The following is a 13,948-nucleotide window of genomic DNA, read 5'->3' on the forward strand; positions in this document are numbered from 1 at the left end:
GCTCAACGCCCGCGACGCCATGCGGATCGACGGGCGCCTCGACGCCCTGAGCTCCAGCATCCGATTCAGCCGCCAGGAGCGCGGCGCCTACAACTGATACGCAAGCGGTCGCCGGATACGTCCGGCGACCGCGACGCGTCCCTCTTCTCGACGCCTAGGTGAAGATCGTCGGCAGGCTGGGCGGATGCGATCCGAAGCTCGGCGCGCGTTCGGACGGCGGGCGCAGCGCGGCCACGGTCCGCGAGTAGACCATCCGTGCGGCGATGCGCAGGTCGAACAGGTCCTTCACCGGGCGAAGCAGCAGGTCGACCTCGGCCAGCCGCTGCTGAACGGCGCGGTCGGGCGACAGGCCGAGCTGGACCCGCCACCAGTTGAATACGCCCACCGCGGCGGTGCGCTCGCCCTCCACGGAGGCGAAACGCAGGTCGTTGCTAATCGCCAGGCGCCAGGGATTGGCCTTGAACTTGGCCTGCTTGGCGAAGAACAGCGCCGGAAGTTCGCGCGGTGAGGTCGTCTGGGCCAAACAGCGGCGCAGGATACCCGCCTCCGACGCCGCCACCGACATGCCCTGCCCCTGGTTCGGATTGAACACGCAGGTCGCGTCGCCCATGGCGATGAAGCCGTCCAGGCTGTCGGCCCAGCGCTCGTAGTGTCGCCAACGGTTTTTCGACAGGCGATACCCGGTCATCTTCGACACCGGCTCGAACAGCGGCAGCATCTCGCTGATCAGCGGCGAGCGGAGGCCGGCGAGGAACTTGGCCACGCCGTCGGGGTCCATCGGCGGCTCCTGGCCGGCGCCGGCGACCAGCGTCAGCAGCCAGAGATCGCCTTCCTGGCGCATCAGGTGCGCGCCGTTCAGGTCGTGCGGCGGCACGCGCTGGATGAACACCCCGTGCGTCCACCACCAGCCGGTCGGCCAGCGTGCGCCTTCGCGCAGCTTCATCCATTGACCGCCATAGGTCAGCAGCGGGTCCAGGGTCTCTTCCTCCGGCGCAGCGAGCCCCAGATCGGCGAACCAGTCGGCGGATTTACTGGACGCGCCCGAGGCGTCGACCACGAGATCCGCCTCGATGGTGAAGACCTCCCCGGTGTCGCGGCGGCGGATCTCAGCGCCCCGACAGACCTTCCGCCCCTCCTGCGTCTCGGCGAGCAGCCGCGTCGCCGCCGCGGCCTCGATGATCGTGACATTCGCCGTTTCGCGTAAGTGGTCGCGGATCGTGGTCTCCAGCAGGGTGCGGGTGACGAACAGCCCACGCACCACCGGCGAGCGCGACGGCGGGCTCCAGCCGCGCGGCGACATCAGCGCAACGTTGAAGCCGTAGCTCATGCGCGGCATGCGGGCTTGGTCCAGCCGCGCGTGGAAGCCCGGGAACAGGCTCTCCACCTCGCGGCGGCCGCGCTCGATCAGGGTGTGGAACATCCGGCTCTGCGGCACGCCGCGACGATCGCCGACGCCATTCGGATACTGGTCGCGCTCCACCAGGGTGACGCGGGCGTAGGTGTCGGTGAGCGCGCGCGCGGCGCACATCCCGGCGATCCCTCCGCCGATGACCAGGGCATGTTGAGCTGGCAAGAACGCTTCCTCCGTGACCGCGCGCGGCGGTCAATCCATGGTGACGACGATCTTGCCGACCTGGCTGTCGCTCATCATGTAGGCGTGAGCATCGGCGAGGTTGTCGAACGGGAACGTGCGGTCGAGCACCGGCTGCAGCTCACCCGTCCCGAAGGCGTCCAGACAGGCTGTGGCGAAGCGCTCCAGGCACTGGAACGTCTCCTGCGGCGAGCGCGTGCGGAAGGTGACGCCGATCAGGCTGGCCCGCTTGAACGCCAGCACGTCCATGTCGCAGGCGCCCAGCTTGCCGCCGTTGCGCCCGACGTTGATCAGGCGTCCCTGGATGGCCAGCGCCTTCATGTTGTCGGCCAGCATGGGCCCGCCGACGCTGTCGATGATCACGTCGGCGCCCTTGCCCTCAGTGAGCTTCTGAAGCTGGTCGACCCAGTCGGCCTGACTGGTGTCGAACACCTCGTCCGCGCCGACCGCCTTCAGCGCCGCGGCCTTGGCCGACGAGCGGGTGGTGGCGATGATCCGCGCCGCGCCCAGGAACTTTGCGAGTTTGATGGCGGCGGTGCCGATCCCCGAGGCCGCCGCGGTGATCAGGACCGTCTCGCCGGCCTGCACCTTGCCGACGGTAGCCAGGGCGTCATAGGCGGTGACGAAGACGTTCGGGATCGCGGCGCCCTGCGCCCATGACAGGGAATCGGGCATCCGCATAAGCTGGGCCGAGCTGACGGCCACATACTCGGCGTAGGTGGCGGCGGCGCGGCCCATCACTCGCTCGCCCACCCGCCAGCCGGTGGCGTCGGGTCCGGCCTCGACGATCTCGCCGGCGAATTCGATGCCCGACGGAACGGGCTTCAAATCCGGATTACTGGACCGATAGCCCGGCAGCGCGAGGACTTCGCCGCGGTTGGTGCCGGCGGCATGGACCTTGATCAGTGCGTGTGCGCTGCGCAGCGTCGGCTTGTCGGCCTCACGCTGCTCGAAAACGCCGCCGTCCGGTCCGGGAACGAGGAAATAAGCTTTCATGGTCTAGCCTTCTGGGCTGTGATCGATGTTGCGGCATTGCTTTCGACGGCCGGATGTTCGTCCCATTTGGGACTATATGTCAAGCGACCCGATTGGGGACTTCAGGAGATTCTGTGGCGACGCGTAGTGCAATACCCCGAGCGGATTCGGATCGTCCGGCGCCCCACGAACCCGTGGCGCTGAAGTTCGACCCGCGCTCGACCCAGTGGTTGGGCATGCGGCTGATCGTGCTGGCTAGCCGTTACATGCAGCCTCTGTATGCCGAGATCGAACGCCGCCACGCCCTGCTGCGCGACGAGTCCGCGGTCGTCACCTGCCTGTCGATCACCACTGCGGTCACCGCCCAGCAGATCGTGCGCTACACTGGCCGACCGAAGAACAGCATCAGTCGCGCGGTTACCGCGCTGGAGGCGCGCGGGCTGCTCAGCCGCTCGGCGCATCCCGACGACAGCCGAGCCTCGCACCTGCGACTGACCGAAGCTGGCGCCCAGCTGTTCACCGACATCCGCGCCGATTTCGCCGCCGCCGACACACGCATGCTAGGCGTGCTCAGCGATGAGGAGCAACGCCAGTTCGGCCATCTGCTGAGCCGCGTCTCCGAGGCCTCGGTCCGCTGGACCTGAGAGCAGAGGTCAAGCCGTCGCACCCGCCAGGCGCTCCTTCAGACGGATCTTCATGATCTTGCCCGTGGGGCCGATCGGCATGTCCGGCACGATGATGATCTCCGCCGGGCGCTTGTAGGGAGCCAGCCTCGCCTCCGACCAAGCCGTCAGGTCGCTCACCTCCAGCGCATGCCCCGGTAGGGCCTGCACGAAGGCAACCACTTCCTCGTTTCCCTCGACCGAGCGGCCGACCACGGCAGCCGCGGCCACTCCCGGGCAGAGCCCCAGCACGCCTTCGACCTCAACCGGATAGACGTTGAAGCCGCTGCGGATGATCAGTTCCTTGGAGCGTCCGATGATCCTGAGCTTGCCGTGGTCGTCCATCAGCGCGAGGTCGCCGGTGTTCAACCAGCCGCCGTCGCGCATCACCGCCTGCGTCGCCGTCGGGTTGCGGAAGTAGCCCAGCATCCGCGTCGGCCCCTTGACCCAGATCTCGCCGATCTCGTCGGCGGCCGCGTCCTTGCCGTCCTCCCGGACCAGCCGGATCTCGACGCCTGGCTGAATGGCGCCGACCTCGTTGTCGTCAACGGGACCGGGCGAGCGGGCGATCGGGTTGCATTCGGTGAGCCCGTACGACTGCGACATGCCGACGCCCAGCGCCGCCTCGATGCGCGCCTTCAATGTCAGGTCCAGAGGCGCGCCGGCGGTGGCGATCGAGCGCAGCCGCTTCGAGGTGATCGCCGCACCCGTGGCCTCGGCGTGTTCCAGCAGACGCAGGAACAGCGTCGGCACCGCCGTCACCGAACTGATCCGATCCTCGACCAGCGCCATGGCCAGATGCGCCGGCGTGAAGCGGGCGACGAGCTCGGCGCTGGCGCCCGCCCAGAACGCCGTCATCAGCACCGTGCCCAAACCGATGGCGTGGCTGACCGGCGATGAATTGTAGAAGCAGTCGTCGGGCCGGACGCCGCGCAGCGCGACCATGTTGGCGCCCATGTACATCAGCGCCTGGTGGCTGAGCATGACCCCTTTCGGCTCTCCAGTGGTGCCCGATGTGAACACCAGCACCGCGGTCTGCAGGGCCTTGTCGGGCTGCACCGGCTCGGGCTGGGCGTCGGGCCTTTGCGGCCCGATGGCGAGACGGCCCAGCAACGGATGTTCGATGGTCTCGGCGCCGGCCAGCGCGGCGTGCTCGACAGCCGCGGCCGAGTCGCCGACGCAGTAGACGGCGGTGCGGCAGTCGGCGAAGTCGCGGATCACGCTCACCTCGCGTTGCGACATGCGCGCGTTCAGGGGCGCGGCCCAGACGTCGAGCTCGCTGGCGGCCAACAACAGCGGCGTCACCTGCAGCCCGTTCTCGGCCAGGAACAGCACGCGGTCTCCGCCGCCGACGCCGTTCGCCCGCAACAGGTCAATCGCCGCCAGGGTCGCTGTCCACAGCTCACCGTAGGTGTGGGTGACGCCGTCACAGATCAGCGCCGGTCGTTCAGGCGTCAGGTCGGCCCAACGCTTAACGAGCTGGCTGTATCGGGGCGGCATGCTGTCCAGCAGGGCGCGCGGATCGCCGCCGTGCATCGCCGCCGCACGGAGCGACACGGGCGCATCCTGAATGCTCATCGCCGACATCCTCCCGACCAAGTCTGCTCCCCCGGCGTCCTGTTATCGCTCTGCATGGCGACGCGGGTGCGCGGGGAGATGGCAGGGTGGCCAAGATCGTCCCAAACGCGCCTACCGAGCTTCAACGCCCGCGCTCTCCGCGTCAACGCTAGGCGGGCGGGGAGATTCACACCGCCTGTTAAGGCCTCGGGCCGAAAACGAACGCCATGAGCGCAACGTTTGATCATCTGCCCGCCGGCGGCGTGCTGTGGCGCGTCGCAGCCATGATCCCCAAGGGCCTCCCGGCGTTCGTCGCCGTAGGCTGCGCGGGTCTGGCGACCGATCTGGTGGTGTTGTGGTCGCTGGAACGGCTGGGCGCGGCGCCGGCCGTCGCGCGTGTGGGCTCGCTGGCCTACGCCACCCTGATGACCTGGACGCTGAACCGGCGCGTGACCTTCGCGCCCAGTCGCCGGATCCCGCTGCATGAACTGACCCGATACGCCGGCGTCGCCGTTGCAGCTCAGGGTTTGAACCTATTGATCTTCCTGAGGATCATCGATCTCGCGCCCAACCTGCCGCATGCGTTGGCGGCGCTTAGCGGCGCGGTGACGGCGGCGGCCTTCTCCTACACCGGCCAGCGGTTCTTCACCTTCCGACCGGTCGGCCCACGGGCCTAGGCTGCGCCTGCGTAGCAGCGCTCGAACACTGGCGGCAGGCTATCGGGCAGGCCCAGCAGTGGTCCTGACGAGAGCAGCAGCACCGCCTCGTCGCCCGCAAGCCCCGACAAGGCGTCGATCGCCCGCTCGGCCGTCGGGACCCCTTCCACGGCGACGCCCGTGGCGGCGATGCGGGCCAGGATCTCCTCGAAACTAGACTGGTTATGGCTTTCCGCGCCGTGCGCCGGCGGCGGGGCCAGCAGAACGCGCGACGCGCCCTCGAACACCGTGTCGTACCAGCTCAGCGCGTCGCGGCTGCGCCAGCTGAAGGTGTGGGGTTCGAACACCACCACCAGCGGTCGGTCGGGATAGTGCAGCCGCAGCGCCTCGATCGCCGAGCGCGCCTTCTCATAGGAAGAACCGAAACCCTCGACGAGCGGCACCGCGGACGCCGTGGTCAGGCGATCCAGCCGCCGCCGTATGCCGGTGAAGCCCGCCATGGCATCGGCCAACGCGCCTTCGTCCACCAAGCCGAGTTCCAGCAGGAAGGCCGAGACGCCGACGATGTTCTCGATGTTGTGGGCGCCCAGCAGGCTGGTGGCGATCGGCACGCGTCGGTCCCCAGGGCCGACCAGGGTGAAACGGCTGACCTCGCCAAAGCTGACGTCCCGAGCGCTCCAGCCGTCGCAGGGCTCGGTGTCGTACCAGACCACGCGCCCCTTGGTCTCACCGGCTACGGCGCGGATCGCCGGATGGTCACGCAGCATCACCAACCCGCCTGCCGGCACATCGCGCAACAGTGCGCGGAACGGCGCCTCGTAGCTCTCGAAGGTCGGGAAGACGTTGACGTGGTCGTGGACCAGCGAGGTCAGCAGCAGGTGGTCGGGGTGGTAGAGCGCGAACTTCGAACGCGTATCGCCGTTGCCGACCACATATTCGTCGCCCTCCAGCACCACTTCCGGCGAGGTCCCCCAGTGGCCCGTGGCCGGCAGGGCGGGCGCGATGGCGCCCAGCATCCAGCCCGGATCGCGCCCCGAGGCGCGCAGCGCATGCGCCATCAATCCGGTGCACGTGGATTTGCCGAAAGAACCGGCGACTACAATCGTCTCCCGCGGCCGGATGGTCTCCCCGATCAACTCGGCGAAGGTGGTGACGCGCACGCCGCGCCGCCGCGCCTCCGCCACCTCGGCGTTACCGTCGCCGCCCAGCTTGGCGCTGGTGCCCAGGACCAACAGATCGAGGCCGTCGGGCAGGTTGGCGGCGGAAAACTGTGTGTGGAACGGAAAACCCAAGCCGGCGACATAGGTGGACATCGGCGGGAAGACGTCCTCGTCCGACCCGGAAACCTGATGGCCGGCGTCGCGCATCATCAGCGCAGCCGCGCTCATGCCCGCCCCGGCGACCCCGGTGAAATGGATGCGCACGACGGCTCCGATTCGACTGGGCTAACGATCCTGTCGCTGACTAACCTTGCGCGTCGTCGGCGTCGACCCAGTCAAGAGAGCGCTCCACCGCCTTGCGCCATTTGCGATAGCCGCGCTCGCGGACTTCAGCCGACGCTTGCGGCGCCCACTCCGCGTCATGCCGCCACTGGGCGCGCAGGGTATCCAGGTCCGGCCAGACGCCGACCGCCAGGCCCGCAGCATAGGCGGCCCCCAGACAGGTAGTCTCGGCGACCGCGGCGCGCACTACCGGCGCGCCCAAGGCATCGGCCTGGATCTGCATCAGCAGGGCGTTTCGGGTCATGCCGCCGTCGACCCGCAGGGACGCCAGCGGCGCCCCTGTGTCCGAAGCCATCGCGTCGGCGACCTCTCGGGTCTGCCAGGCCGCCGCTTCCAGCACCGCGCGGGCGATGTGCGCCTTGGTGATGTAACCGGTCAGGCCGGTGATCACGCCCCTCGCGTCGCTGCGCCAGTGCGGCGCGAACAGCCCCGCGAAGGCCGGGACGAAATAGCACCCGCCGTTGTCCTCGACGCTGGCGGCCAGCGCCTCGATGTCGGCGGAACTCTCGATCAGGCCCAGATTGTCGCGTACCCACTGGACCAGCGCGCCGGTCACCGCCACCGAACCCTCAAGCGCATAGGCCGCCGCCTGGTCGCCGATGCGGTAGGCCGCGGTGGTCAGCAGCCCGTGGCTGGAGAACACCGGCTCGGTCCCGGTGTTGACCAGCAGGAAGTTGCCGGTGCCGTAAGTGCACTTGCCCTCTCCCGCCGCGAAGCAGGTCTGGCCGAACAGCGCCGCCTGCTGGTCGCCCAGGGCGGCCGCCACCGGCACCCCGGCCAGGCCGTCGCGGGCCTCGCCATAGACCTCGGACGAGGCGCGGATCTCGGGCAACAGGCTGCGCGGCACGCCCAGGCCGTCCAGCAGGGCCTGGTCCCAATCCAGCGTCCGCAGGTTCATCAGCATGGTGCGGCTGGCGTTGGTCACATCGGTGACGTGCCGCCCGGTGAGGTTCCAGATCAGCCAGGTGTCCATGGTGCCGAACATCAGCTCGCCAGCCTCGGCGCGCGCCCGAGCGCCAGCCACATTGTCCAGCAGCCAGCGGATCTTCGGGCCCGAGAAGTAGGTCGCCAGCGGCAGGCCGCAGATGTCGCGGAACCTGTCGGGGCCCGCCTCCCCGCCGATCTCACGGACCAGGCGGTCGGTGCGGGTGTCCTGCCAGACGATGGCGTTGTGGATCGGCTTGCCGGTATCGCGCTCCCAGATCACCGTAGTCTCGCGCTGGTTGGTGATGCCCACCGCGGCCAGATCCGCCGCGGCGATGCCCGCCGCCTCCAGCGCCTCGCGCACCACCTGCTGCACATTGTCCCAGATCTGCACCGCATCGTGCTCCACCCAACCTGGCCTGGGGAAGATCTGGCGGTGTTCCTTCTGCGCCATGGCGACGATCGCGCCCGCCTTGTCGAAGACGATGCAGCGCGACGAGGTGGTCCCCTGGTCGATGGCGGCGACGTAGGCGGTGCTCATAGGAAGGACTGCGAAGCGGTTGGCGGGATTTACAATTCCTTAACCATGAGAGCCGAGTCTCACAGCGTCTTCCTTGAAGACACCCACCATCACCGACTTTTTAAGCCCGGCGCACGCGTCGGGCTTTTTTTTGAGACAATAGGGTTGGCCCGGCGCTTGCTTCCATGGAATGGCCAGCGTATACGGCCGGCCCGCTACGGTGCTGTTCCTCGGTAGCTCAGTTGGTAGAGCAGTCGGCTGTTAACCGACTTGTCGCAGGTTCGAGTCCTGCCCGAGGAGCCAGCAGCGCTTGAAAAGGTTGAATAAATCAGCCTTTGGCGCGTAGCAGCCCACTCTCTTCCCACTTGGCGAGTTTGCGGCACGCCCATCCCGAACAGTGATCATCCCCAAAGCGTGATGGCCGCCGATCGCCCAACCCGCTGTGGTCGTTCCGCCGGCGATTAAGGGGCCGCAGTGAAAACTCTCGCTGCGAACAATGCCGGCAACGATGCAGGCCACGGCAGTGCTACAGCCACATCAGTCAGCAGCGCCATCTAACAAGCCGAGAGACGTACAGAGCCAGCCACTCAGCCGCCCTGGCTGAGTGGCGGTCCCTAATAGCTTGAGGCGCGGGCTCCTTGGCCGCACTCCGTAGAGTGGGCACGAGTCGCCTTTAGACTGACCGCACCTCCGCCGGTTACTTCGTGCGCGTCGTGGAGCCTTCCGGCGTGGTCACCGAATAGGTCATTTCGCGCACCGGCTTCTCGCCCTGTTGCTTGTAGCGAGACACGGTGCGCGAGCGCACTTCGCCTTCTCGAACCACAGTACGGGTGCGCGATCGGGCGCGTTCATCATCATCCTGGGCGGTGGCTACCGAGCGCTGCATCGCGCGACGTTCGTTGAGCTTGGCGTCGGAGCGAGTGCTGGCGGAGCCGTCCACAGCCACGGCGTCGCCGCCGCCTGCGACCCCGATCGAGGAGCCCTCCGGCGTGTTGGTCTGTTGGCCCGAGCCATAGGTCGAGGCAGAAACACCCTGGCCGCTTACGCCGCCAGAACTACCCCCCGTTACACTTTGAGCAAATCCCGTGGCGGGCGACGAAGCGATGGCGCTGACTGCGATAGCCGCGGCAAGCAGGCGAGCGCGTGATTGGCGGTGCATTATCTTCCTCCTCGGGCCGGACGCTCGTCCACGACGACGGTGCAGCCCTTCTGGTGATAGGTCCTGGTGACGGAGCGCCCGTCAGCGGTGGTGCTCAGGACGACTTGGCCGCCTGCAGAACTCGACGACGCGGATACGCTGGACGAGGACGAGGAACCGCCTGAACCACGATGCACTGAATTTGCGCTGACCGCGGCAGAAGGCGGCCCCTCGTAAGGACGCGTGGGCGCGCGCTCCATGCGCTGGCCATCCGCTGCGTAGCGGATCACCAGGCATTGGTCGTCACGTTCGGTGAGATCGTTCATCAGAGGACCTGTGGCGAGCACGGCGATGACGACGGCCAAGCTGTTCATTTAACTCTCGCACGGCAAGGCGGCGGGACGATCGGCCCGAAGGTCGCTCGCCCCGCCAATGATGCGCTAGCGGGCTCTGGCGCCAGACGTGGCGGTCGAGTTGCCGTAGATGTCGGCGTTGGAGCCATCGCGGGTCGTCTCGCCATATGCGTCCACTGTCGAGCCAGTGGACTGGACGCCGGAACCCGAGGCCGAACCGCCGCTCGTAACCGCGGCGTTGGCGCTGTCGCGAGTCGTCGTCACTGCACCGCTGCCATAGGTGGTCGCCGAGTTGGCGGTCTCACCGCGCTCGGCCGCGCGTCCTGCGCGGCGATCGTGATGTTTGCCGCCACGGTTCTTTCCACGCGTGGTGTTCATAGCTTCGCTTCCACCCACACCGGCGGCTGTCGCGCCGTGCGGCGTCGTCGCAGCCACGCCGGCGCCATAGGAGCCGGCCTTGTTCATGGTGCTGGGCGCGTCGCCTGCGAATGCAGCGCCTGCTCCGCCCAAGGCGATAGCTGCGACCAGGGCGGGGATCGTGGACTTATTGATCATGGTTCAACTCCGGAACATGTGCGCTATTGAGGAAGGTTCAGCCCGCCGCATCAACACTATATCCGTCTGGTTGTTCCGACATCGCGCAGAAAAATCTCCCTGAATATCCTATTCATTTTCGGTTCATGTTGTCGGCACTCTACCGTAGGCGGGTCTTTCTTTTATCATCACGGCTCAGCACTCTCTCCCACATCCCCCACCCCGAAAGGAACCACGCAATGTCACGCCTGATTGCGCTCCTGATCGCTGGCACGCTAGTGACGACCGATGCCGCGGCGCAGGAAGAGGATGGTCTGGTGACGCAAGGCGTCGCCGCAGCCGGTGGAGCGGCTGGCAGCATCGCGGGTTCCACCGCGGCTGGCCCGGTCGGCGGCGCTGTAGGCGGCGTGGTCGGCGGTGCGATCGGCAAGGCGGCAGGCAGGGTCGTCAGTGCAATTCTTCCCGGCAAAAAGAAGGATGCCGAAGGGAGGAAGGACGACGAGGTCGCTGCCGCCGAAGCACGCGGTGCGGCTTCCGATGCCGAAATGATTGACAGCGCTGAAGCGAGTATCGACGCCACATCCGCCGAACCCCTCCAACCTGCTGACCTCCAGCCCGAAGATCCCGCGCTCAATCCCTAGAATTTGACCACGTGGACGCGCCACCAAGCCCGCGCGGTCGACGACCTGGCGCGAGGCGTCAGCGCAGCTTCAGCGCCAGGATCACCAGCAGCGCCGACACGCCCAGGTGCACGAGCATGAAGCGCACGAGCACCTGGCTGTTCGACCAGCCCAGTTCCTTGCGGCAATGGTCGTGGAGCGGGAACCTGACGCCGCCCAGCACCTTCAGACCGAGAAAGCGCATCAACGCGACCTTCACCAGGCCCGTGGCGCCGTTCAGCAAAAGCATGGAGGCCACCAGCGCCAGGAACAGCGGATTGTTTGTGGCGACCACCAGCATGCCGATCATCAACCCGATCGGCCGGGAGCCTGCGTCGCCCATCAACACCTGGCTAGGCGGCGCGTTGTACCAGAGGTAGCCCGCGAGGCAGCCGACCATCAGGAAGGCCATGATCGCCCAGTTGGCGCCTTCGCGGACGAACGGGATGTGCAGGTGACGGGCGACCTGCTCATTGCCGAGTACGGCGTAGAGCAAGCCTCCCAGAAGCATCATCGCGGTGGCGCTGAGACTGCCGGACACGCCGTCGACGCCGTCGGAGCAGTTGGTGGCGTTGATCGCCAGCCAGATCACGCCGGTCGCGATAAGCGTGGCGAGCCAGGGTGCGAGCACGACCGCGTCCCTCCAACCCGGCAGCCAGATTGCGGTCGGCTTCAGGCCGTAGATCACCATCGCCGCGCCAAGTGCGATGACCAGATCCATGACCGCCAACTGATACTCCGTGAACCCGCCACGGCGATCGTCCAGGTAACCCACGACCATGGCCGCGAGGATGAAGGGCAGCGTCAGCAACGGTCGCGCCGCCAGCGGAACGAACAGCGCAGCAGCGATGCAGAAGATGGTCACGAAGATCAGGCCGGCGCTTATCGGCTTGCCGAGGCTCTTGTCGGCGTCGACCGCAAAGGCGCGTCCCCGGTCCGTGGGCAAACGGGCCCAGAGCTTCGGCAGCGCCACCCAGGTGGCGAGCGCCGAAACCGCGAAGCCCGTCGCCGCAAGAAAGAAGAACGAGTCGAAGAGGCGAAGCGGTCCCCAGGCGTGGCCGGCCACCTCGTAGATCCAATTCAGCATGCGATTCGACCCCGACTCGGCGACCGATCATCCGTTTCCGCCGCGCGCGTGTCGACCAACCAGTGGACCGCGGCGTCTGCATCAGTCGTCACCTGCCCGGCTAATTATCCTGGCCACGGAACCGCGCCTGACCGGTCCCGCTTCCATCGGGAGGCATGTTCAGCAAATGAGGACCAGATGACCAATCCCTTCGGACAATCCCCGCTCGGCGGCGGGCCGGACGTGATGAAGGACATGCTGCAACGATCGCAGTCGGCGATGCAGGAGTTGAACGTCGCCACCCGCCACAGCCTCGAGGCCATGGCCGTCAGCGTCCAGACTGCGCAGCGCGGGGCGGAAGCCGTGCGCGCGCAGACGCTGTCCTACTGCCAACAGGTGGCGCAGGATGCGAGCGCCGCGGCCCACGCGATCGCTTCGGCAAAGACCCCCGTCGAGGCGTTCCAGGTCCAGGCGGACTACAGCCGCAAATGGTTTGAAGGCTACATGACCGCGCTTCGCGAGATCTCAACGGCGATGGGCGCGTCGGTGCAGGCGACTGTGGCGGCGACACAGAACGCCATGCCCTCAGGAACCAAGCCACTCGGCGAGCGGCCGGCGCATCCCGAAGGCGGCGTCGAATCCTGATCCGCCACGACGTCTGGCGCCGGACCGCAATTGAACCCGAGTTGACGCTGCGCTGGTGTGACCCAGCGCGGACGCCTTAGCGTTTGGATCAATAGCCGCCCGGCTCAGCCGAAGGCGGCGGGGTCCGGGCCGATGCGGCCATTGGCGTCGTCCAGGGCGCTGATCGCGGCGATATCCTGGGCGTCGAGCTTGAAGTCGAACACCTGGAAGTTCTCGACGATGCGCGACGGCGTGACGCTTTTCGGGATCACCATCAGGCCCAGATCCAGGTGCCAGCGGATCACCACCTGGGCAGGCGTGCGTCCGTGCTTGGCGGCGATGGCGATCAGGGCCGGATCGGCCAGCAATACGCCCTGACCCAGCGGGCTCCAGCTCTCGGTGATGATCCCCAGGCCGGCATCCACGTCGCGCATCGCCTGCTGCTGCCAGCGCGGATGCAGCTCGATCTGGTTGACCGCCGGCGTCACCCCGGTCTCGTCGATGATCCGCTGCAGGTGCTCGGCCCTGAAGTTCGACACACCGATGGAGCGGGCGCGGCCCTCCTGCTTCAGGCGAATCAGTGCTCGCCAGCTATCGACATACAGCTCGCGCGACGGGCACGGCCAGTGGATTAGGTAGAGGTCGACATAATCGAGGCCCAGCCGCCCCAGACTGTCGTCGAACGCCTTGAGCGCGCTGTCGAACCCCTGTTGTTCGTTCCACAGCTTGGTGGTGACCGCCACGTCGTCGCGCGCCACGCTGGCGGCGCGAAGTCCCTCGCCGACGCCTTTTTCATTGCGGTAGATTGCAGCGGTGTCGACCGACCGGTAACCCGCGTCGAGGGCGGCCTTCACAGCCTGCGCCGTCTCGTCGGCCGGGGTTTGCCAGACCCCGAGGCCCAATTGCGGCATTTCGCGCCCGTCATTGAGACGCAGGCTCGGTTGTACGCTCATGATCACTTCCTGTTTTGGGTGTTCACCAGACCCCGACGTTCGGGGCCGAGATCCAGGGCTCGGCTGGCGCCAACGCCGCGCCGGCCTGGAGCAATTCGATTGAAACGCCGTCCGGCGAGCGGACGAACGCCATGCGGCCATCCCGCGGCGGGCGCGAGATCGTAACGCCGCCAGCCTGCAGCCGAGCGCAGGCGGCGTAGATGTCGTCGACCTCATAGGCCAGGTGGCCGAAGT

The 13,948-nt window shown here is 67.4% G+C and carries 15 protein-coding genes and 1 tRNA gene; 5 read left to right on the top strand and 11 right to left on the bottom strand.

All coding sequences use genetic code 11. The annotated features are described in order from the left end of the window. Window positions 1-154 precede the first annotated feature (154 nt). The gene (locus Q8M88_RS00410; RefSeq protein ID WP_305593961.1) at window positions 155-1,573 is read right to left on the bottom strand and encodes an NAD(P)/FAD-dependent oxidoreductase; all 1,419 of its coding nucleotides are present in this window, start codon (window positions 1,571-1,573) and stop codon (window positions 155-157) included. A 30-nt stretch (window positions 1,574-1,603) separates the two neighbouring features. Further along, window positions 1,604-2,587: a zinc-binding dehydrogenase gene (locus tag Q8M88_RS00415; RefSeq protein WP_305593963.1), complete on the bottom strand. Its 984-nt coding sequence runs from the start codon at window positions 2,585-2,587 to the stop codon at window positions 1,604-1,606. Between the two features lie 173 nt (window positions 2,588-2,760). On the opposite strand from Q8M88_RS00415, the gene Q8M88_RS00420 reads away from it, so the two are divergent. Further along, the gene (locus Q8M88_RS00420) at window positions 2,761-3,210 is read left to right on the top strand and encodes a MarR family winged helix-turn-helix transcriptional regulator (RefSeq protein ID WP_305593965.1); all 450 of its coding nucleotides are present in this window, start codon (window positions 2,761-2,763) and stop codon (window positions 3,208-3,210) included. Window positions 3,211-3,219: 9 nt separating this feature from the next. Here the strand turns inward: Q8M88_RS00420 and Q8M88_RS00425 are convergent, their stop codons facing one another. Then, window positions 3,220-4,806: a class I adenylate-forming enzyme family protein gene (locus Q8M88_RS00425; protein ID WP_305593966.1), complete on the bottom strand. Its 1,587-nt coding sequence runs from the start codon at window positions 4,804-4,806 to the stop codon at window positions 3,220-3,222. A gap of 206 nt (window positions 4,807-5,012) precedes the next feature. Between Q8M88_RS00425 and Q8M88_RS00430 the strand changes: the two genes are divergently transcribed. After that, entirely contained in the window at window positions 5,013-5,462 is a 450-nt protein-coding gene (locus Q8M88_RS00430; protein ID WP_305593967.1) for a GtrA family protein, read from the top strand. Here Q8M88_RS00430 and Q8M88_RS00435 read toward each other — a convergent pair. After that, window positions 5,459-6,865, bottom strand: a complete 1,407-nt coding sequence (locus tag Q8M88_RS00435) for a Mur ligase family protein (protein ID WP_305593969.1) — start codon at window positions 6,863-6,865, stop codon at window positions 5,459-5,461. The two genes, Q8M88_RS00430 and Q8M88_RS00435, sit on opposite strands and share 4 nt — an antisense overlap. A 40-nt stretch (window positions 6,866-6,905) precedes the next feature. Then, window positions 6,906-8,408 carry a glycerol kinase GlpK gene (gene glpK, locus Q8M88_RS00440; RefSeq protein WP_305593970.1) on the bottom strand — a complete coding sequence of 501 codons (1,503 nt, stop codon included), beginning with the start codon at window positions 8,406-8,408 and terminating at the stop codon, window positions 6,906-6,908. A gap of 206 nt (window positions 8,409-8,614) precedes the next feature. Here glpK and Q8M88_RS00445 point away from each other — a divergent pair. After that, window positions 8,615-8,690: transfer RNA gene (locus Q8M88_RS00445), tRNA-Asn, on the top strand. A gap of 394 nt (window positions 8,691-9,084) precedes the next feature. Here the strand turns inward: Q8M88_RS00445 and Q8M88_RS00450 are convergent. From Q8M88_RS00450 to Q8M88_RS00460, 3 genes are all read right to left on the bottom strand, one after another. Further along, a complete protein-coding gene (locus tag Q8M88_RS00450) occupies window positions 9,085-9,546 on the bottom strand; it encodes a hypothetical protein (RefSeq protein ID WP_305593971.1) in 462 nt (153 codons plus the stop codon). After that, complete coding sequence (locus tag Q8M88_RS00455) at window positions 9,546-9,899, bottom strand: hypothetical protein (protein WP_305593973.1); 354 nt, start codon at window positions 9,897-9,899, stop codon at window positions 9,546-9,548. The genes Q8M88_RS00450 and Q8M88_RS00455 overlap by 1 nt, the downstream gene beginning before the upstream one ends. A gap of 66 nt (window positions 9,900-9,965) precedes the next feature. Then, window positions 9,966-10,433 carry a hypothetical protein gene (locus Q8M88_RS00460; protein WP_305593974.1) on the bottom strand — a complete coding sequence of 156 codons (468 nt, stop codon included), beginning with the start codon at window positions 10,431-10,433 and terminating at the stop codon, window positions 9,966-9,968. A gap of 218 nt (window positions 10,434-10,651) precedes the next feature. Here Q8M88_RS00460 and Q8M88_RS00465 point away from each other — a divergent pair, with 218 nt between their 5' ends. Further along, complete coding sequence (locus Q8M88_RS00465) at window positions 10,652-11,053, top strand: hypothetical protein (protein ID WP_305593976.1); 402 nt, start codon at window positions 10,652-10,654, stop codon at window positions 11,051-11,053. A gap of 58 nt (window positions 11,054-11,111) precedes the next feature. Here the strand turns inward: Q8M88_RS00465 and Q8M88_RS00470 are convergent, their stop codons facing one another. After that, complete coding sequence (locus Q8M88_RS00470; RefSeq protein ID WP_305593978.1) at window positions 11,112-12,158, bottom strand: hypothetical protein; 1,047 nt, start codon at window positions 12,156-12,158, stop codon at window positions 11,112-11,114. A gap of 177 nt (window positions 12,159-12,335) precedes the next feature. Between Q8M88_RS00470 and Q8M88_RS00475 the strand changes: the two genes are divergently transcribed. Beyond that, on the top strand, window positions 12,336-12,782 hold the full coding sequence (locus Q8M88_RS00475) for a phasin family protein (RefSeq protein ID WP_305593980.1): 447 nt from the start codon (window positions 12,336-12,338) through the stop codon (window positions 12,780-12,782). Window positions 12,783-12,886: 104 nt separating this feature from the next. On the opposite strand, the gene Q8M88_RS00480 is transcribed toward Q8M88_RS00475, so the two are convergent. Together Q8M88_RS00480 and Q8M88_RS00485 are read right to left on the bottom strand one after the other, a co-directional pair. Continuing rightward, entirely contained in the window at window positions 12,887-13,714 is an 828-nt protein-coding gene (locus Q8M88_RS00480; protein ID WP_305593981.1) for an aldo/keto reductase, read from the bottom strand. Between the two features lie 22 nt (window positions 13,715-13,736). Next, a partial coding sequence (locus Q8M88_RS00485; protein ID WP_305593983.1) for a VOC family protein occupies window positions 13,737-13,948 on the bottom strand: 212 nt, incomplete at its 5' end.

It is taken from the genome of Phenylobacterium sp., assembly GCF_030693805.1.
Classification (GTDB): Bacteria; Pseudomonadota; Alphaproteobacteria; order Caulobacterales; family Caulobacteraceae; genus Phenylobacterium.

Coding starts and splice junctions, on each gene's coding strand:
- Q8M88_RS00425 (WP_305593966.1), bottom strand. CDS start 4,806: ATGAGCATTCAGGATGCGCCCGTGTCGCTCCGTGCGGCGGCGATGCAC.
- glpK (WP_305593970.1), bottom strand. CDS start 8,408: ATGAGCACCGCCTACGTCGCCGCCATCGACCAGGGGACCACCTCGTCG.
- Q8M88_RS00450 (WP_305593971.1), bottom strand. CDS start 9,546: ATGCACCGCCAATCACGCGCTCGCCTGCTTGCCGCGGCTATCGCAGTC.
- Q8M88_RS00455 (WP_305593973.1), bottom strand. CDS start 9,899: ATGAACAGCTTGGCCGTCGTCATCGCCGTGCTCGCCACAGGTCCTCTG.
- Q8M88_RS00470 (WP_305593978.1), bottom strand. CDS start 12,158: ATGCTGAATTGGATCTACGAGGTGGCCGGCCACGCCTGGGGACCGCTT.
- Q8M88_RS00475 (WP_305593980.1), top strand. CDS start 12,336: ATGACCAATCCCTTCGGACAATCCCCGCTCGGCGGCGGGCCGGACGTG.
- Q8M88_RS00430 (WP_305593967.1), top strand. CDS start 5,013: ATGAGCGCAACGTTTGATCATCTGCCCGCCGGCGGCGTGCTGTGGCGC.
- Q8M88_RS00415 (WP_305593963.1), bottom strand. CDS start 2,587: ATGAAAGCTTATTTCCTCGTTCCCGGACCGGACGGCGGCGTTTTCGAG.
- Q8M88_RS00480 (WP_305593981.1), bottom strand. CDS start 13,714: ATGAGCGTACAACCGAGCCTGCGTCTCAATGACGGGCGCGAAATGCCG.
- Q8M88_RS00465 (WP_305593976.1), top strand. CDS start 10,652: ATGTCACGCCTGATTGCGCTCCTGATCGCTGGCACGCTAGTGACGACC.
- Q8M88_RS00460 (WP_305593974.1), bottom strand. CDS start 10,433: ATGATCAATAAGTCCACGATCCCCGCCCTGGTCGCAGCTATCGCCTTG.